This window comes from Candidatus Phyllobacterium onerii (genome assembly GCF_028331445.1).
GTDB classification, from domain to species: Bacteria; Pseudomonadota; Alphaproteobacteria; order Rhizobiales; family Rhizobiaceae; genus Phyllobacterium; species Phyllobacterium onerii.
In genome coordinates, this window is record NZ_JAQMHX010000003.1 from 179,705 (window position 1) to 197,416 (window position 17,712).

Annotated in this window: 15 protein-coding genes and 1 tRNA gene; 3 read left to right on the forward strand and 13 right to left on the reverse strand. The window is 56.3% G+C overall.

Annotated elements, in window-relative coordinates:
• Positions 1-6 precede the first annotated feature (6 nt).
• The 3 genes from PHA01_RS08910 to PHA01_RS08920 all read right to left on the reverse strand — a co-directional run bounded on the left by PHA01_RS08910 (position 7) and on the right by PHA01_RS08920 (position 4,812).
• Positions 7-2,019 carry an ABC transporter permease gene (locus tag PHA01_RS08910; protein WP_271895054.1) on the reverse strand — a complete coding sequence of 671 codons (2,013 nt, stop codon included), beginning with the start codon at positions 2,017-2,019 and terminating at the stop codon, positions 7-9.
• Positions 2,020-2,069: 50 nt separating this feature from the next.
• The gene (locus tag PHA01_RS08915) at positions 2,070-3,611 is read right to left on the reverse strand and encodes a sugar ABC transporter ATP-binding protein (protein WP_271894636.1); all 1,542 of its coding nucleotides are present in this window, start codon (positions 3,609-3,611) and stop codon (positions 2,070-2,072) included.
• Between the two features lie 73 nt (positions 3,612-3,684).
• A complete protein-coding gene (locus PHA01_RS08920) occupies positions 3,685-4,812 on the reverse strand; it encodes a sugar ABC transporter substrate-binding protein (RefSeq protein WP_271894638.1) in 1,128 nt (375 codons plus the stop codon).
• A gap of 214 nt (positions 4,813-5,026) precedes the next feature.
• On the opposite strand from PHA01_RS08920, the gene PHA01_RS08925 reads away from it, so the two are divergent.
• Together PHA01_RS08925 and PHA01_RS08930 are read left to right on the forward strand one after the other, a co-directional pair.
• Positions 5,027-5,707, forward strand: a complete 681-nt coding sequence (locus PHA01_RS08925; RefSeq protein ID WP_271894640.1) for a GntR family transcriptional regulator — start codon at positions 5,027-5,029, stop codon at positions 5,705-5,707.
• A gap of 84 nt (positions 5,708-5,791) precedes the next feature.
• Complete coding sequence (locus PHA01_RS08930) at positions 5,792-7,315, forward strand: arylsulfatase (RefSeq protein ID WP_417020939.1); 1,524 nt, start codon at positions 5,792-5,794, stop codon at positions 7,313-7,315.
• Between the two features lie 63 nt (positions 7,316-7,378).
• Here PHA01_RS08930 and PHA01_RS08935 read toward each other — a convergent pair.
• From PHA01_RS08935 to PHA01_RS08950, 4 genes are all read right to left on the reverse strand, one after another.
• A tRNA-Lys gene (locus PHA01_RS08935) sits at positions 7,379-7,454 on the reverse strand.
• Positions 7,455-7,568: 114 nt separating this feature from the next.
• Positions 7,569-8,486 carry a PhzF family phenazine biosynthesis protein gene (locus PHA01_RS08940; RefSeq protein ID WP_271894642.1) on the reverse strand — a complete coding sequence of 306 codons (918 nt, stop codon included), beginning with the start codon at positions 8,484-8,486 and terminating at the stop codon, positions 7,569-7,571.
• Between the two features lie 209 nt (positions 8,487-8,695).
• Positions 8,696-9,409 carry an NUDIX hydrolase gene (locus tag PHA01_RS08945; protein ID WP_271894644.1) on the reverse strand — a complete coding sequence of 238 codons (714 nt, stop codon included), beginning with the start codon at positions 9,407-9,409 and terminating at the stop codon, positions 8,696-8,698.
• 15 nt (positions 9,410-9,424) lie between these two features.
• Entirely contained in the window at positions 9,425-10,540 is a 1,116-nt protein-coding gene (locus tag PHA01_RS08950; RefSeq protein WP_271894646.1) for an endonuclease/exonuclease/phosphatase family protein, read from the reverse strand.
• Between the two features lie 141 nt (positions 10,541-10,681).
• Here PHA01_RS08950 and PHA01_RS08955 point away from each other — a divergent pair, with 141 nt between their 5' ends.
• Positions 10,682-11,020: a BA14K family protein gene (locus tag PHA01_RS08955; RefSeq protein ID WP_271894648.1), complete on the forward strand. Its 339-nt coding sequence runs from the start codon at positions 10,682-10,684 to the stop codon at positions 11,018-11,020.
• 211 nt (positions 11,021-11,231) lie between these two features.
• Here the strand turns inward: PHA01_RS08955 and ilvC are convergent, their stop codons facing one another.
• The 6 genes from ilvC to PHA01_RS08985 form a co-directional block, all read right to left on the reverse strand.
• Positions 11,232-12,251 carry a ketol-acid reductoisomerase gene (gene ilvC, locus PHA01_RS08960; RefSeq protein ID WP_271894650.1) on the reverse strand — a complete coding sequence of 340 codons (1,020 nt, stop codon included), beginning with the start codon at positions 12,249-12,251 and terminating at the stop codon, positions 11,232-11,234.
• A gap of 26 nt (positions 12,252-12,277) precedes the next feature.
• Positions 12,278-12,931 carry a TetR/AcrR family transcriptional regulator gene (locus PHA01_RS08965; RefSeq protein ID WP_271894652.1) on the reverse strand — a complete coding sequence of 218 codons (654 nt, stop codon included), beginning with the start codon at positions 12,929-12,931 and terminating at the stop codon, positions 12,278-12,280.
• 237 nt (positions 12,932-13,168) lie between these two features.
• Entirely contained in the window at positions 13,169-15,094 is a 1,926-nt protein-coding gene (locus PHA01_RS08970) for a potassium transporter Kup (RefSeq protein ID WP_271894653.1), read from the reverse strand.
• A gap of 142 nt (positions 15,095-15,236) precedes the next feature.
• The gene (locus tag PHA01_RS08975; RefSeq protein WP_271894654.1) at positions 15,237-15,977 is read right to left on the reverse strand and encodes a pyridoxine 5'-phosphate synthase; all 741 of its coding nucleotides are present in this window, start codon (positions 15,975-15,977) and stop codon (positions 15,237-15,239) included.
• A 100-nt stretch (positions 15,978-16,077) separates the two neighbouring features.
• A complete protein-coding gene (locus PHA01_RS08980; protein ID WP_183663480.1) occupies positions 16,078-17,205 on the reverse strand; it encodes an ATP-dependent DNA helicase in 1,128 nt (375 codons plus the stop codon).
• 75 nt (positions 17,206-17,280) lie between these two features.
• Positions 17,281-17,712 (reverse strand): hypothetical protein, encoded by a 432-nt coding sequence (locus PHA01_RS08985; RefSeq protein ID WP_271894656.1) that lies wholly within the window; start codon positions 17,710-17,712, stop codon positions 17,281-17,283.

Genomic DNA, 17,712 nt, shown 5'->3' on the forward strand with positions numbered 1-17,712 from the left:
CCTTTCCTAAGACCGCTTCTCGCGAAGCGCCATAACCGCACCAAGCACCACAAGGCCAAACAGGATCGCTCGCGTTGCATAGGGCAACGTCGTTCCCGCGAGAAACATTTGCAGTGCGGTGAGCAGCAACACCCCACCCAGCATGCCGAGATAATGACCACGTCCGCCGGTAATCAGTGCTCCACCAACCACCACCACCGCGATCGACGGCAGCAGATAGTCGTCGCCCATGCCAAGACTTGCTTGCCCCGAGAAGCCTGTGAGCAATACCCCAACAAGCCCGGCGCAAAGGCCGGAGAGCACATAGACAAGAATGAGTGTGCGACCGACGGCGATGCCCGAGAGCTGCGCCGCACGCAATCCGTTGCCGATGCCGTAAACCCTGCGTCCGAAGGCTGTTCGTCCGAGCAAGAATACGGCGGCAACGACAAAAAGCACCATGAACGGGACGACCGGCGTGACAGTCCAGATTTTTCCCGTCATGAACCAGCGAAGCATCGGCGATGAAAATCCCGCCGGCGTTCCTTGCGAATAGACCAGTGCGAAGCCCTGCAGGATGCCGTTCATAGCCAGGGTCATGACGATGGGTGATATGCCAAGCACGACGATACCGACGCCGTTGATAAATCCAATAAGGCAAGCGATGAGAAGAACCGCGGGCAGTGCGTAGACGAGAGCCGCGTCGGAACCATTGACGATACCCGCCAACAGGATACCCGCTATGCCGATAGTCCAGGGAACCGAGAGGTCGAGGCCGCCAGTCAGGATCACCGTCCCCTGCCCCAATGCCAGAATGGCGAGGAAAGTGGACAGAACTGCCAGCGAGTTCCAGTAGGTCGGGTTCAGGATTGCTCGGCCAAGCCAGAGTTGGGTCACGATGACTACGGCGAGCAGACACAAATATGCTGGCAGCGCATAGCGGATCGTCTCGCTGTTACGGGACAGGAAAGACGACACCACGGGTTTACCCTCGGCGGACGATGGCATTTTCATCCGCCGGTCAGTGCGATCGAGCTGCGAGGGCAGCAGGCCCTGACGCCATGCGCTGAACTGCGCTTGCGCACTGCGCAATTGCTTGGCAAGGGTCGAACTGTACGAGATCGATCCTGCCAGCACTGCAAGGATCAGGATGGTTCCTTCAGCAATGGTCGAATAGTAGGCCGACACATTCAAAACGAGGAGAATATTCACCACCATCATGAGGATATAGGCGCCGAAGACGGTGCCAAGTGGCCCGCCGCGTCCGCCGCCGAGACGAGTGCCACCAACGACCACGGCCGCAAACATCGACAGGAGCAGCGGATTGCCAACCAGTGGATCGGCGCTGCCCGTCTGTGCGCTGATGAAAACGCCAGCCAGGCCATAGCAGCCGCCGGCGATGACATAGACCAGGAATTTGGTGAGCTTGACCCTCACCCCGATTGCCGCAGCAGCGTCCGGATCGCTGCCGACCGCATAGATCGCGGTACCGAACCGCGTGTTCTTCAGCCAGAGCCATGCAAGCAGAACGACACCGATCACCACGAGAGGCATCGGCAGCCAGCCGGGTATGGCGTCACCAAGATAAAAGGTCCCAAGGTCAGGCGCGACGAAGCCGCCGGGCTTGTCCATTACCAGGAGCGTCAGACCCTGGATGATGAACATGGTCGACAGCGTGACCACGATGGGTTGCAACCGGAAGAACGCGATGAAAATGCCGTTGAAAGCGCCGGTCAGCATCCCAACGCCGATGCCGACGCAGGTCCAATACACCACGCTTGTCTGTGCCGCCGCCGGGTCCATGCCTTGCGCCAACACCACATTGACCAGCGAAATCACCGCCCCGGCCGACAGATCGAAACCGCCGGAAAGAACGACGATCGTTTGTCCGATTGCAGCAATCGCCGACGTTGCTCCGCCGCTTGAAAGGAACGAAATGTCGAAATAGCTGAGGGGGCCGCTGCTGACAAAATCTACCAAACCAAGCAGGCCGAGAAACACGGCGATGGCGATGAGTACGCTGCGTCGCTCAGGCGACATGCTGAACAGCGAAGTCCAGTTACGGCTCGTGGCAGTCGAGGTCGTTATCGTCATTCGGCGGCCTCTTTTGCTGCGCTGTCATGGCCCAGAGCTGGCCGCATGATCGAGGCTTCGGTCAATTGATCGCGTGAAAGCGATGCCGCAATTCGCCCATCATAAAGGACAAGAACCCGGTCGCATAAATGCACGAGCTCGGGAATCTCGGTCGAATGCAGGAGGATCGAACCTCCGGCGTCGGTGAAATTGCGCATCATGACGTAAAGTTCGTGCTTGGTGCCGACATCGATACCGCGGGTCGGATCGAACAGCAGCAGGATACGGCTTTGGGCGACAAGCCATTTGGCGATTGCGATCTTCTGCTGGTTGCCTCCGGAGAAAGCGCCCGCCCTGGTCCAAAGCGCGCGCTGGTCAACCTCGACAGTTCCGAAGGCAGAACGCACGGCCTGGCGTTCAAGATCACGTTGTATCAGTCCAAATCGTGAGAACCTGTCGATCACCGGCAAGGACGCGTTGAGCGTTCCGCTGAGCTTCAGGAACAGGCCTTCCGTCTTTCGGTCTTCAGGCACCAGCCCAATGGCAACGTTGGGCTTGAGCGCATCTGCAGGCGAACCAAACCGAACCCTGCGCCCATCGACGAGGATATCTCCGTGCGTCACCTGCGTCATGCCAAAGCAAGTCAGGAAAAGGTCGAGTTGGCCCATACCCTGCAAGCCGGCAACGCCGAGTATCTCGCCTTTCCGCAAATCGAAACTCGCATCGTGCAACTTGTGGCCGGCCCGCAAGTTGCGGACACCCAACACGGGAGCACCAAATGCGGCATCGCTTTTAGGCCGCGCCGGGAAAGTCTGGGCAATCGATCGCCCGACAATGCTCTCGATAACTTGGCCGTCGGTAATGGAGGCAACCGCGCACGTGGTTATGTGGCGGCCGTTGCGCAAAATCGTCAGCGTGTCACAGAAAGCGCGCACCTCGCGCATGCGATGCGTGATGAAAACGATGGTCGTCCCTGCCGCCTTCAGCTTGGCGATGATCCGGCCCAGCCATTCGACGTCACTGCCAGCAAGCGTCGATGTGGGTTCGTCCAGGAGAAGAATTCGCGGCCTGCGATAAAGCGCACGGGCAATCTCTATCTTTTGCTGGATGGCAAGATCGAGTGTGCCGACTTCAGCGTCGAGATCGACCGCAAATTCGAGCTCCTGCAAATGCCGGGCTATGGCGTGACGCGCTGCAGAGCGGCGGATCATGCCTGTTATCCCCATCGGCGCATAGGGCATCAACATATTGTCGAGCACCGTCAAATCCTTGACGAGCGTCATTTCCTGAAACGCGGTCTGGACGCCGAGCGCATGCGCCGCCCTTGGGGCATTGAGCGCTGCTCTATCGCCAAAGACCGATATGTGTCCCTCGTCGGGACGAAGCAATCCCGACAGCAATTTGACAATTGTCGACTTGCCCGCACCGTTTTCGCCGAGCAAAGCATGGGTACTTCCAGGCTCGATGCGGAAGGATACGCCATCGACGGCAACCGTGGCGCCAAAGGCCTTGCGAATATCGGTCACTTCAATGGCGGATTGTTCGAATGGAGAAGTCATTCCACCGGTCCTGCTCAATTCATCGGATCAGAGACGTTGCGCGGAACGATTGACATTCCGCGCAAGCATATCCTCAGTTTTCAGGCTGACCGACCAATGCTGCGTTGAGACCGATTTCAGGCGTCTTTTCCGAGAAGATCGAAGCAAACCAGCCTGGATTGGAAACGATTGATGGTTTGAACGCGTTGCAACCGTCTTTCATTTCCTGCCACGTACCTTCCTGGCAGAGCTTGATGGTCTCGTTGGTGACCAGAGGCAGCGGCAGTACAGTCTTCTTCGGCACTTCCTTGCCTTCGATCGCATCGACGGCAAGCTTCAGCGCCAGAGCGCCAGAATATGGCGGAGATGCATAGGAAATGCGTGGCGCGCCCATGGGTGCATAGGGAGGTGTCGCACCCTCTGCTTCGGTTCCTGCCGGCAGCATCTGGATACGGCCGCCATTCGACCCCTCGCCTGCACATGGAAGAAGCTGCTCGGGCTTCTTGCCTGCTTCGAGTTGCATCGAATTTGCGGTAAAGCAGCCGACCTGCATCCAAAGCCCGTTGATGTCGTCCCAGTTGCGGGTTGCGAGGATCTTCGAGAGTTCGGTGCGTGCGACGGCCTGGCTCCACATGCCAACCGCTTCACCGACGATCTTGATATCAGGATGTTTGGCGAAGACTTCCTTGGCTGCCTTGGTACGAAGATTGTCGACCGATGTTCCGGGCACGCCGGTAATCGCGATGATATTGCCCTTGCCATTTAGCTTCTTGACCAGCCATTCCGCTGTGACGCGGCCGGCCTCTTCCTGATCGATCGCTATATTATATGCGCAGGGCTCGGTGATCTCGCCATCATAGGCGAATACCTTGACGCCCTTATCGCAGGCATTTTTGACAACTTGATTGAGTGCGGTCGGTGAAATAGGGAAGATAACGATGGCTTCTGCACCGGCCTGGACCATGGCGTTGATTTGCTGAATCTGCCGCTGCGCATTGGGGCCGGCAACCTGGACCTGCAAATCCACCTTGTCAGCGTAGTTCTTGTGGGCAGCCATGGCCTTGACCATGTTGGCGGCCTCGGCCTGCCAGTCATTGCCGATAAAGCTCATGCTCAGAAAAATCTTGTGTTTTTCAGCAGCGTCGGCATGCCCGATCATAGCCATGCTAGACACGAGACAGGCGCAAGCGGCTGCGCGCCGGATGATTGATCCAATTCCCATTATAATTCCTCCCTGACACAGGAAAACATCTCCGAGCGGGCTCCTCTTCCCTCTCGTCGTTCCTGCAACCAATCGTAGCACCATTTGATCAAAGATCAATGATGAAATACCATTGATCGTGCATAAGATTTGTTAGATAAGGAGAAACGCTTGACGCGCTGTGGTGGACACTGCATTCCACGTAAAGGGGCACCCGCCGCGAAAAAGGTGATGAATGGCTGAAGCCGGTTACAGGAGACCAGGTGTCGAGATTCTCCCGCTTTCCAAGGAGACGCTGCAGGACCGCGTCTATCGCCAGATTGCTAGCCTGATACTTGAAGGCGGCATCGTACCGGGCGAAATGGTTCCTGTGCAGAGCCTTGCCGATGCCTTCGGCGTCAGCGCCATGCCTGTACGGGAAGCTCTGCGACGGCTGACGGCGGCCAATGCGCTGACCGTGGTTTCCGGGCGCTCCATCGGCATACCGCGGTTGAGCCGGGCCAAGCTCACGGATCTGCGCAATGTTCGTATCGAGATCGAAGCGCTCGCGGGCAAATGGGCTGCCGAGCGCATCGAAGACAGTGAGCTCGCGACACTCCGCTCGCTGTTGAAAGCACTGGAAAAAGCCAACGCCTCCGGCGATATCAAATCATACCTGCGGGCGAACTACGCGTTCCATTTCTCGATTTACCGGGCGGCCGGGTCGGAGAGCATTCTCAACATCATCGAGAATCTTTGGCTGCAGGTCAGCCCGTACTTCAACATGCTCCACGATTCCGGCAATTACACCAAAGCCAACGAGCACCATCAGTCGATGTTCACCGCGCTATGCGCTCACGATGGCGAGGCGGTTAAAACAGCCATTCAGGCCGATATCGATGCCGCCTATGATGTGCTCGTGGATTTGGTGAGCTGAGCCGGCATCGCATCTTGTAACTGTTACGTACTTCTTGGCATCACCGCCGTAGCTAATATCTCGCCCATAACCGGGAGAATAGCGATGGCCAAGGTACCAAAATCCAGCAAGCCCAATATTCTTTTCATAATGGCCGATGATATCGGCTGGTTCAATGTCAGCTGCTACAACCACGGCATCATGGGGTATCGAACCCCAAACATCGATCGCATTGCTCGCGATGGTGCCATGTTCACGGACTTCTACGGCCAGCAGAGTTGCACTGCTGGACGGGCTGCCTTCGTCACGGGACAAGCACCAATCAGGACCGGTCTGACGAAGGTTGGTATGCCTGGAGCGACGCTGGGCCTTAGTGCCGAGGATCCGTCGATTGCACAATTCCTGAAGAACCTCGGCTACGCCACCGGCCAGTTTGGCAAGAACCATCTTGGCGACCGCAACGAGCATTTGCCGACAGTGCATGGTTTCGATGAGTTCTTCGGCAATCTCTATCACCTCAACGCCGAGGAAGAGCCCGAATATACGGACTATCCGAAGGACCCAAAGTTTCGCGAGAAGTTTGGCCCGCGCGGTGTCCTCCGGTGCAAGGCGTCCGACAAAGACGACAAGACCGTCGATCCAAAATACGGCAAGGTCGGCAAACAGGTTATTGAAAACACTGGTCCGCTTACGCGCAAGCGTATGGAAACAGTGGACGAGGAGTTTATGGGGGCGGCCCTCAACTTCATGGAGCGAAAGACCAAGGAAGGTGGACCCTGGTTCTGTTACATGAACACCACGCGCATGCACGTCTTCACGCATCTCAAGCCATCGTCGGTCGGCAAGACGGGGCACGGCCTCTATCCGGACGGCATGGTGGAATTGGACGGCTACGTCGGCCAGTTGCTGGACAAACTCGAGAAGCTTGGTGTCGCTGACAATACCATCGTCGTCTTCACAACTGACAATGGCGCCGAGGTCCTGTCGTGGCCGGATGGCGGCGCGACACCCTTCCGGGGTGAGAAAGACACCAATTGGGAAGGTGGCTGGCGGGTTCCGTGCGTTATGCGCTGGCCAGGAGTCATCAAGCCTGGCCGTGTCATCAATGACATTTGCTCGCTACAGGATTTCATACCGACTTTTGCCGCTGCCGCGGGTGAGCCCGATCTCGTCGCAAAAGTGAAGAAGGGATACAAAATCGGCACCAAGACCTTCAAGGTTCATCTCGACGGCTTCAACCTTCAGCCCTTCCTGTCCGGAAAAGAAAAGGAATCCCCGCGCAAGGGCTTCCTCTATTGGAGCGACGACGGTGACCTGATGGCGCTGCGGATCAACCAGTACAAAGTGGTGTTTAGCGAGCAGCGAAGCACAGGGCTCGATGTCTGGCGCGAACCATTGTCAAAGATGCGCATTCCAAAGCTCTTCGATCTTCGTTCCGATCCCTTTGAACGAGGCGAAGAGAGCAATTTTTATTATGCGCAGTGGTTCGCCGAGCACGTCCCCCTACAATATGCCGCACAGGCAGTCGTTGCCGAATGGCTTGAAAGCTTCAAGGAGTTCCCGCCACGCGCTAAGCCGGCGAGCTTCACAGTGGACCAAATCGTGGAGTCGCTGATGCCGAGAGGTTGAACGACAAGGCGGAGGAGGAAAACCAGCATCTTTAACAAAATCGACTAAGATGCTGGTTTTAAATGGTGGGCACAGTAGGGATCGAACCTACGACCCGCTGATTAAGAGTCAGCTGCTCTACCAACTGAGCTATGTGCCCGTCAGCCGTTTGGCGGCGACAAGTGAGGGCTCTATAACGGGGCAAATCTTGCCTGTCCAGCCCTTCTTGAAAACTTTATGACGGCTTTGCACCGGAACAACGTCCGGTTGAGGACTATACAAACAGCCGGCCTTCCGCGACCCTGATTGCCGAGCCCCCAATGCGTCCCCCGGTCAGCTTCTGGTCGACGATATCCAGCTCGAGCTGCAGGCGCGATGGCCTTCCCATTTCGTATCCCTGTTCTATCGACAGGCGCAGGACGCCATCCAGCGGTTCGTCGAACGCATGAATCGCACCGGCAAACGCCGCCGTAGCAGAACCCGTCGCCGGATCTTCATAGGTGCCCTCATCGCTCACGAACATGCGCGAGTGAAAATGGCTGTCATGCAGCATTGTTTGGCGGCAATAGGCATAGACCGGCAGCTGGCGATGGCCGATGGTCGGCGCCACGTCCTTCATCGCGATCTGGTTGATAACGATGCGCCCGGCCGCCTCGAGTCCATGCACCGGCACCAGCATGAAAGGTACGCCCGCGTCCCAGATACTCGGAACATGATTCTCGAAGCCGATTTCCTTTGGCTCGAGCCGCAACGCGTTGGCGATGGCGATCTTGTCGTACTTGTAGGGAATCTCCTGCGGCAGCTTCGGCAGATCGAACTCGGCAAACGCGCCGTTTTCATTTAGTTTGACGCCGCAGCGGACAGGTCCCACCTGCTCCTCCAGGATGATCAAAGCATCCTGGGTACCCTTGACTTCGCCAAATCGATTCTGAGCCAGGGCAACTGCGGTCCCGACGGTCGGGTGTCCTGCAAACGGCATTTCATAATCGGGCGTAAAAATACGCGCCCACGCCGTATGCGCCGGGTTCTTTGCGGGCAGCACGAAAACAGTTTCGGAAAGATTGAACTCGCGCGCGATCCGCTGCATGGCAGTATCGTCGAGGCCGTCGGCATCGTGCACGATCGCCAGCGGATTGCCCGCCAGCACCTTGTCGGTGAAGACATCATAGACCTCGTAGCGGCGACCGGCCATTTGCTTTCTCCTGACTAGAGCCCGTTTGGAAAGTCGCTGCGGTGAGGCATATGACGTGGTTTTTGAGAACCGGGCGGAGCGTACTTTAATGTACGTGAGCACCGGAAGCGCAGAAAACCATGTCAGATGACCGCCGCAGTAGAGTTAACGTTCGGAGAAAAATAGAGTAAGGGAGTGTCCGTACAAGTCAAACCTTGTGACGGTGACATTCAGCCTTGGCGAAAATGCCAGTCGGCAAATGTGCGAAACGTCCAGGGCGTCGCCTCGCCCATTTGTCCCGCAGCGGAAATCGCCGTGATGTCGTCGAGCTCGGAATCCTCTTCGGCGGCGATGTGGCCGCGAATATGCTTCAGCAGCTCCTCTCCACTGGCATCGAAATAGTGACGCCGGAACAAAGCGATGCTGCGGCTGGCAGTGACAAGGTATAGCTGATCGTCGCGCCTTCCGGCCCCTGAGAGCTTGACGCCGGTTTCCTCTTCGACTTCCCGGTGCATGTTGCCGTCAATATCGATGAAGTCGCCCGCCACATCCTCTTCGTCGAACGAACCCGCCGGAAAATAGATGCGGCCGGCTGCCGATGTCGAAGCGGCCATACGCCCGGCGATCAGCTTGTTATCCCCTGAAACGATCACACCGACGGCGAAAATATGCCAAGGCTTCACGTTTCTTGCATCGGCCTTCCAGTGCATCATCGTCGCAAATCGCGTGCGATGATAACGCGCCTGAAACGCATCGTCCGCCACTCCCGCCTCTTCAGCCATGAAGAACGGCCCATTGAAGATGGCAGGATTGGCTGCCGTCGCGCTGACCCAGCCAGCAGCAATTGCCGTCTCATTTGAAATTCCATATTCAAGTGGTGCGCTGTCAATGCGGATCACCGCGTTATGGAGCGGGATGACGGTCTTCTCTGGAATATCATGCATTAGGTCGCGACCCACTCAAACCATACTCAAAGTTACGGAAACCGGGCAATGGTCGCTGGCCTTCGGGCGATCCCAGCCGATACGCGGAAAAAGCTCCACCTTCTGATCGGGCGGAAAGATCGTCCGGTAAGGCTGACCACGGCGGATAATATCGGGTATCGCATCTGCATTGCTGCGCACGAGTGCCGGTGAGGCGAGAATATAGTCGAGCTGACACAGATGCCGCTCGTCTGGTCCCCGTGTGTGATAGAGCGTCCAACGGTCCATCACCGGCCGCCGTTCCACCAGATTCTCGCAAAATCCGTCGTTCAGCAGAATGTCGAGACTGCTGATTGGCTCACTCACTGGCGCAAAGGTATATCCAACCAACGAATCCCCGCCGATGACCACTCTTTCGCGATAATCGTTGAAGTCGCCGCAGATCACCCAGCGCTTGCTCGCCGCGCCGCCGCTTGTCGCAAACTTGTTCTCGATGATCCGCCGGACCGCTGTCGCTTCCGCCACCCGTACAGGCATGGTGGATGCGCGCCCGTCCATGCCATTGCGCGGTGAGCCCATCGACTTGAAATGACTAACGAAAAGCGTCAGCGGCTTGCCGCCGATGCGCACGTCGATTTCCAGGCAATCACGCTTGAAGATACGTTCATGCGGCTCGATGCCAAGCAAGGCAAGTTCAGGATTGTGAATACCGAGATCGTTGTAGGTGAGATGCGCGTGACTGGTCATGGCGACAAATTCGATGGGCTCGCCGTAACGGGTCTGATCCCGCATTAACACCGCGACGTCGATGCCACGGCTGTCATTGCCTTCGACCATATATTTGTGGCGGTAGCCCTCACCGACCATCTTGAACAGATAGCCGAACTCGAAGGCGTTCAACGCGCCGATATTATCCACCTCCTGCAGGCAGAGAATATCCGCATGGGTTTCGGCGATCGCCAGCGCGGTCAATTGCCGCGTGTCGTCTGCGTAGGCAATCGCCCGCCCCTGTTCAAGCTGCCGGTATTGTTCCTCATCCTCTATCTGGAACAACTGCAACGTCCGGTCCTTGTTGAGATTGTTCTTGAATCCCGAAAAATCGAAACGATTCATGAGGTTTTCGACATTGAAGGTGGCAATACGAACGGACATGCGGAAACTCGAATGTTTGAACCATGTGACGGGAACGACGTTCCGATTGACGAGAACCTAGCCGTATTGACTGGCTGCCACCAGTGGCGATCCGCCCAACAAAACCTTATATAGAGGTTATCAAAGCGGGACGAACAACAAATGAAAGCCTTGAAGATCATACTTGCGGCCCTGGGCTTTATTCTGACAACCCAGCTTGTCAGCGTATCCGCACAGGAAATCCGGGGCTACCGCCCGACACCGCGCGGGCTCGATACGGTCCCGAGAAAGCCCTACATTCCGGGCAGCGGCACCCCGTCCAATCCTGCTTTGCGCGACTGCACCGGATCGGCCCGCTGCTATGATTTTCGCGTTCATCGCCCCATCGGCCCATCCGGCCGAACACAGGTTCAACGCTGCCGCGATCAATACCAATCCTATCGGGCTTTCGACAATACGTATCAGCCTTTCACCGGCCCGCGCCGTCGCTGCGACTTGTGAGCAAAGGGCAGGCTCGCAAAACAAAAGGCCGGTGGATCGCTCCACGGGCCTTTTGTTCCAATGCGGGTTAAGACCGTTTGAGAATTCGTCCCGGTGAGTCAGCTGATGTGGTTTTCGAGAACCGGCGCGCAGCGGACTTTTGGGTCCGTGAGCACCGGAAGTCGAGATAATTGCATCAGATGGCCATCGGGGCGGATTGGCATAGGTCTTTTTAGTTTTTGGCCTTGTCGACGAGCTTGTTGCTGCCGATCCACGGCATCATGCCGCGCAGCTTTTCACCAACTTCTTCGATCTGGTGCTTGTCGTTGTTGCGACGGATGGCCTTGAAGCGCGATGCGCCGGCCTTGTATTCCTGCATCCAGTCGGAAGTGAACTTGCCCGTCTGGATATCGGTCAGGATGCGCTTCATCTCGGCCTTGGTTTCGGCAGTGATGATGCGTGGACCGGAAACATATTCGCCCCACTCCGCGGTGTTGGAGATCGAGTAGTTCATGTTGGCGATGCCGCCTTCATAGATGAGATCAACGATCAGCTTCACTTCGTGCAGGCATTCGAAATAGGCCATTTCCGGCGCGTAGCCAGCTTCAACGAGCGTCTCGAAACCGGCGCGGATCAGTTCGACCAGACCGCCGCACAGAACGACCTGCTCGCCGAAAAGATCGGTTTCGCACTCTTCGCGGAAATTGGTTTCGATGACGCCGGAACGGCCGCCGCCAACGCCGCATGCGTAGGACAGAGCGAGGTCATGTGCGTTACCTGACGCATCCTGATGGATGGCGATGAGGCAAGGAACGCCGCCGCCCTTCTGGTATTCGCCGCGAACCGTGTGGCCTGGGCCCTTTGGCGCGATCATGACCACGTCAACCGACTTCTTCGGCTCGATAAGACCGAAGTGCACATTGAGACCGTGGGCAAAAGCGATCGCTGCGCCGTCGCGGATATTGTCGGCAATGTGATCCTTGTAAATGTCTGCCTGCAGTTCGTCCGGGGTCGCCATCATCATGAGATCGGCCCATTTCGCGGCATCCGCCACGCTGACGACCTGGAAGCCATCGGCTTCCGCTTTCTTGGCAGTCGCCGAACCTTGGCGAAGCGCGATGCGCACGTCCTTGGCGCCGCTGTCCTTCAGGTTGAGTGCGTGGGCACGGCCCTGCGAGCCATAGCCGATGATGGCAACCTTCTTCGATTTGATAAGGTTGATGTCCGCATCGCGGTCATAATATACGCGCATCGATTTATTCCTTCCAATGTGAGGACTTAGTGGCCACCTTCGGCCGCTTCCGTTTGAGCTCCGTAAAGAGCCAGAAACTGTTGTGTCGCTCGAAGCGAATCCCGTTCGATCGACGCATCAGTCAATTCCAGCCGGTCGCCAAGCAGCAACCGGATTTGCACGTCCCGGACAACCAGTCCGAAAAAGGTGCGAAACGCTTCATCTGTTTCGTAAAAATGCAGCAGACCGGTATCGCGACCAAGCTCCAGTAATGGCTTGAGCCGGCGAGCCATTGCAAAGGGGCCGTTCTCTAGAACGATGACACCGAGATCGTGCTTGTCGCTGCCGGCATGACCAACGGCCACGCGGTTAAGCGCCACGGAGATGGTCCCGGAGAGGACATGCAGCCAATCTGAGGCAAAACGCTGGAGACCGGCGGTCAGCGAGGCAAGGTCGAACGCCTCAGGATTAACCGGGACAGCCCTTACCTTCGAAGCCTGCCATTGAACAGTCGCCGTGAGCAGCCCATCACGGTCGCCGAACCACTTGTAGAGGCTTTCCTTGGAACAGCTGGCGCGACGCGCGACGCTGGTCATCGTCAGCGTGTCACCCGCTTCGACCAGCAATGCAAGCGCAGCATCGAGAACGTCCTTCTGACGCTCCGTCAATGCGTTCTCGCCAACGTCGACCGCTAATTGCACCTTCAGCTCCCTTGCCGTACCGTACCGTACGTTACGGCAGCGGTTCTAATACGGCGTGAGGTATTTGACAAGGCCAAAACGGGACAATTTCTCGCTCTACCCAAATCAATTCTTTCATAAGAAAGTTCGGAACCCGCACAAGAATACCCCAAAATGGAACAAGAAAGTGCGAATCCGGAACAAGAATCTCAACCATCAATTGATATTTTGGTGTGCCGGGTAGAATGGATGCCCGTACTAGATGTTGACCTGCGTACCGATCTCCACAACGCGGCCGGTGGGGATCTGGAAGTATTCGGTCGCATCGCTGGCTGTCCGGGCGAGCGCAATGAACAGCCGGTCCTGCCAGCGCGGCATTTCCGATCGGGCTGAAGCTTTCAAGGATCGACGCGACAGGAAGAAAGAAGTCGTCATGATATCGAACTTCCATCCCTGCTTCCGGCAGATCGCAAGTGTGCGCGGAATATTGGGGCGTTCCATGTAACCAAAGGTCAGAGTAACGCGCATGAAGAGGTCATTTATAGGCTCGATACGCACCCGTTCGCTCTTTTTTACCAAAGGGGTCGGAGCGGTAATCACCGTAAGAATAACGTTATTCTGATGCAACACTTTGTAATGTTTGAGACTGTGCATCAGCGCTGTTGGCGTGCTCTTTGGATCACCCGTCAGAAAAACAGCAGTACCTGGTACGAGCGTTGGCGGGTTCTCGGCCATTTTCCTCGAAATGAGATCGAGCGGCACTTCGCCCTTACGGGTTTTTTCGAACAGCTGACGGCTGCCCCGCACCCACGTGAACATGATCAGGACGACCAGCAATGCGACCACCAGCGACGCCCAACCGCCATCTACAACCTTGATGAGATTGGCGCTAACAAAGGTTAGATCGATGATGAGGAAGCAAAGGGTCACCGATATTGCCACCCACAAGCGCCACTTCCAAATTCTGCTCATGACGATGAAAAGCAAGATGGTAGTGACCAGCATGTTCCCGGTTACGGCTATACCATATGCGGACGCGAGATTGGACGACCGCTCGAAACCAAGCACCAAAAGGACCACGACCAAGCCAAGCAGAACATTGATGCGCGGCAGATAGACTTGGCCGGATAATTTCTCTGACGTGTGCTCGATGTTGAGGCGCGGCAAAAGATTGAGTTGCACAGCCTGCCGCGACAGCGAGTAGGCACCGGAAATAACCGCCTGACTGGCAATGACAGTTGCCATCGTGGCGAGTAGCACCATCGGCAAAAGTGCCCAGTGCGGAAACATTTCGAAAAATGGATTCTTTGCTGAGTCACCGTTCGCCAGAATAAATGCGCCTTGCCCAAAATAGTTCAGCAGAAGACAAGGGAAGACAATCCACATCCAGGCCGTCGCGATCGGTTTGCGACCGAAATGGCCAAGATCGGCATAGAGGGCCTCTGCCCCCGTAACAGCAAGAAACACCGTGCCGATTGTAGGGAATGCCGTAACCGGATTATCTATAATGTATTCAACGGCATAGACAGGATTGACGGCAGCAAAAACACTCCAGTCATCGGCAAGGTGCCATAACCCAAAGAACCCGATAGCGAGAAACCACAGTAGCGTGATCGGGCCAAAAATGGTCGCGACACGCGCAGTACCAAAGCGCTGAACGGAAAAAAGGGTTAGAAGGATCACCAGAGTGATCGGCACGATGAACGGCGTCAGCCGCGGTGTGACGATCTCAAGGCCTTCAACGGCCGAAAGCACCGAAATTGCCGGCGTAATCACCGCATCGCCATAAAACAGCGATGCGCCAACGATTCCAAGGGCCAGAATAAGCTGCGGGCGAGTCTTGAAGCTCGCCCGTGCCAAAGCCATCAGAGACAGGATACCGCCCTCGCCGTCATTGTCGGCGCGCAGAACAAATAGGATATACTTGACGGTTACTATGAGGGCCAGCGCCCAGAAGATCATTGAAACAACGCCAAGAACGTCAGTGCGGCTCAACGTTCCGTCGAGCGAGGCCGCATGCAACGCTTCGCGAAAGGCGTAGATCGGACTTGTGCCGATATCACCATAGACGACGCCGAGGGCACCAAGAACAAGAACCGGAAAGGCCTCTTTATGATGCGGTTCCGATTCATGAACGACGGGACCGTTATCACAGTTCTCGTCATCCAATTGTTGTTCACTCATACAGGTTTTCCCTCGCTCTGACAGCGTGGGCGGACGAGTTAGTCGTGTTGCACCGCAATATCAATCGCCATTTTTTCATATCTGTTCGCCCGTGATATGCAAAAATGCATAGCAAAGCAAATCCTGCACCCGAATCAAAGGGCTAGGCTTGAAGCGCATTGAGAAATCTTTCCACAGCACCAGACATCCCGTGCACCAAAGCGTCTGCTGTAAGCCCATGACCGATAGAAACCTCAACAAGATTTGGCATTTTTTTGACCAAAGCCGGTAGATTGACGACCGTCAGATCATGCCCTGCATTCACTGCAATCCCTGCTTTTGCCGCCGCCGCGGCGGTCGATTCCAGCTTTGCGAGTTCGCTGGCCTCTAGGCGCGGATCATCGTACGCGCCTCCATAGGGGCCAGTATAAAGCTCAACCCGGTCAGCGCCAAGCGCCTTGGCCATGGCAGGCATATCGGGGTCGGGATCGATGAACAATGAAACGCGAATACCTTCAGCTTTGAGGCCGGAGATGATTGGCCGGAGGAATTCCGCATCGCGTTCCAAATTCCAGCCATGATCGGATGTCGATTGCGCCGGATCGTCTGGTACCAGCGTCACCTGCTCTGGTTCATTCGCGGCGACAAGGCCCAGGAACTCCCGCGTAGGATATCCTTCGATATTGAACTCCGCCTGCGGAAACTCATCGTCGATAAGCGCTCGAATTGCCGGCAAATCGGAAAAACGGATATGTCTCTCGTCGGGGCGCGGATGCACCGTCAAACCGGATGCGCCCGCCGCCAAGGCGATGCGTCCAAGACTAATGATGTTGGGCCAAGGCAGATCGCGTCTGTTGCGCAGCATCGCGATCGCATTGAGGTTGACGGAGAGTGATGCGGTCATGATTTAACCCATACGCGGAAGCACTGGTGTCTTCTTTACAGCAGAAACGCGACATAAAATAATGCTATTTCATCTAAACTCAAAGATTGAGTCCTCTGGTTCATCGCACGACGGTCAAGCGTTCTGCGGCCCGGGTAATTGCGGTATAGAGCCAGCGTTCACGTGTATCGCGAAAAGCATAGCTTTCGTCGAAGAGCACGACCTCATCCCATTGTGATCCTTGCGCCTTGTGGGTCGTCAGCGCATAGCCGTAGTCGAAATCGTCAAACCGCTTCTTCGTCTGCCACGGTATTTCGGCGTCCGGATCATCGAATTGAGATTTCAGCAGTTTGATCTTTGCGACGCCCCTCCCCGGCTCCTCATCCTCTGGAGCGACCAAAAGATTGATCCCCGGTTTCACGGTTTCCCGCGACGAGGTCATGACCTTCCATAGCGAACCATTGAGCAGGCCCTTTGCGGGGTCGTTGCGCAGACACACCAATTTGTCGCCAGCCTGTGGAAAAGACGCGGAAAAACCCTTCAACTCTCGCAAGCGCTGATTGTAGCGCCGGCGCGTGCGGTTGGTACCGACGAGCACCTGGTCGGCACCGAGCACCAATTCCTGTGTGACGTCCGTCTTTGAAATTACCTTCGCGGCGCCAAAATCGCCGAATGTGAACTCTCGGCCCTCGCGTACATCAAGCGCCAGACGAATGATGGGATTGTCACGCGCTTGCCGGTGAATTTCGCTCAGGAGATAATCCGGCTCGTGTTCGGTGAAAAAACCGCCGCCGGAAATCGGCGGCAACTGACCGGGGTCACCCAACACAAGGATTGGCGTGCCAAAGCTCATGAGATCCCGTCCCAATTGCTCATCAACCATGGAGCATTCGTCGACGACGATAAGCTTGGCCTTGGACACCGGACTTTGACGATTCAAGGAAAATGTCGGAGCAATGCTGGTTTTGCCAGTGGCCTCATTCTCGACCGCCTCCTCACCCCGCGGTCGATAGATCAACGAATGCAGCGTGCGAGCATTGGCGGCGCCTTTGGAACGGAGCACCTGTGCTGCCTTGCCAGTAAAAGCTGCAAACTGAACGTCACCCTCGATATGCTCGGCAAAATAACGGGCAAGCGTCGTTTTACCAGTACCGGCATAACCGAAAAGCCGAAAAATCGGGCTGCGCCCGTCTTTCAGCCATTTTGAAACCGCCCGGAGCGCTTCATCCTGTTGTGGTGATAATTGCATAATCCTGAGTGACAGGATTCGCCGTCAAAGGGCAAGGAAAATGGACGCGAGGAGCATTAGACTTAAGGTCAGGACCTATAGGTTATCCGGGTTTCCCGGCCGTATCTGTCCCTCGCCAATGCGGCCGAATTGTTGATTCGTCATACGAAAACGATCGCCATTGACCTGCAACGTCCAGCAGATCTTTTGATCCTCGCCCTCATAGGACAAGCAAAGATTGTCATTCTCAAGGGCCCACTCGCCGGCATAGGGCATGCCCTTCGTTGCAACCTCTTCCGGCTTGCAGCATTGGATCATCTTACCGCGAGACTTGCCATCCGGGCCGAGGAATTCAGTGAAATTGAAGGGCGGCTCAGCTTTGACTTCGCCGGTAAGGGTTGCCCCGGTGATGACTTTGCGTAGATCGTCTTCGTTCGGCGTCGACCACGAAGTGTCTTGTGCCGAAGCGCGGCTGGTAAACAACATGAATGTGGAGACCAGTAGTGTAGCGAGTGAGCGTATATGCAT

Bases quoted from the DNA above. Each gene is read 5' to 3' on its own strand.
- PHA01_RS08910 (WP_271895054.1), bottom strand. From the start codon at position 2,019: ATGTCGCCTGAGCGACGCAGCGTACTCATCGCCATCGCCGTGTTTCTC.
- PHA01_RS08915 (WP_271894636.1), bottom strand. From the start codon at position 3,611: ATGACTTCTCCATTCGAACAATCCGCCATTGAAGTGACCGATATTCGC.
- PHA01_RS08920 (WP_271894638.1), bottom strand. From the start codon at position 4,812: ATGGGAATTGGATCAATCATCCGGCGCGCAGCCGCTTGCGCCTGTCTC.
- PHA01_RS08925 (WP_271894640.1), top strand. From the start codon at position 5,027: ATGGCTGAAGCCGGTTACAGGAGACCAGGTGTCGAGATTCTCCCGCTT.
- PHA01_RS08930 (WP_417020939.1), top strand. From the start codon at position 5,792: ATGGCCAAGGTACCAAAATCCAGCAAGCCCAATATTCTTTTCATAATG.
- PHA01_RS08940 (WP_271894642.1), bottom strand. From the start codon at position 8,486: ATGGCCGGTCGCCGCTACGAGGTCTATGATGTCTTCACCGACAAGGTG.
- PHA01_RS08945 (WP_271894644.1), bottom strand. From the start codon at position 9,409: ATGCATGATATTCCAGAGAAGACCGTCATCCCGCTCCATAACGCGGTG.
- PHA01_RS08950 (WP_271894646.1), bottom strand. From the start codon at position 10,540: ATGTCCGTTCGTATTGCCACCTTCAATGTCGAAAACCTCATGAATCGT.
- PHA01_RS08955 (WP_271894648.1), top strand. From the start codon at position 10,682: ATGAAAGCCTTGAAGATCATACTTGCGGCCCTGGGCTTTATTCTGACA.
- ilvC (WP_271894650.1), bottom strand. From the start codon at position 12,251: ATGCGCGTATATTATGACCGCGATGCGGACATCAACCTTATCAAATCG.
- PHA01_RS08970 (WP_271894653.1), bottom strand. From the start codon at position 15,094: ATGAGTGAACAACAATTGGATGACGAGAACTGTGATAACGGTCCCGTC.
- PHA01_RS08975 (WP_271894654.1), bottom strand. From the start codon at position 15,977: ATGACCGCATCACTCTCCGTCAACCTCAATGCGATCGCGATGCTGCGC.
- PHA01_RS08980 (WP_183663480.1), bottom strand. From the start codon at position 17,205: ATGCAATTATCACCACAACAGGATGAAGCGCTCCGGGCGGTTTCAAAA.
- PHA01_RS08985 (WP_271894656.1), bottom strand. From the start codon at position 17,712: ATGCATATACGCTCACTCGCTACACTACTGGTCTCCACATTCATGTTG.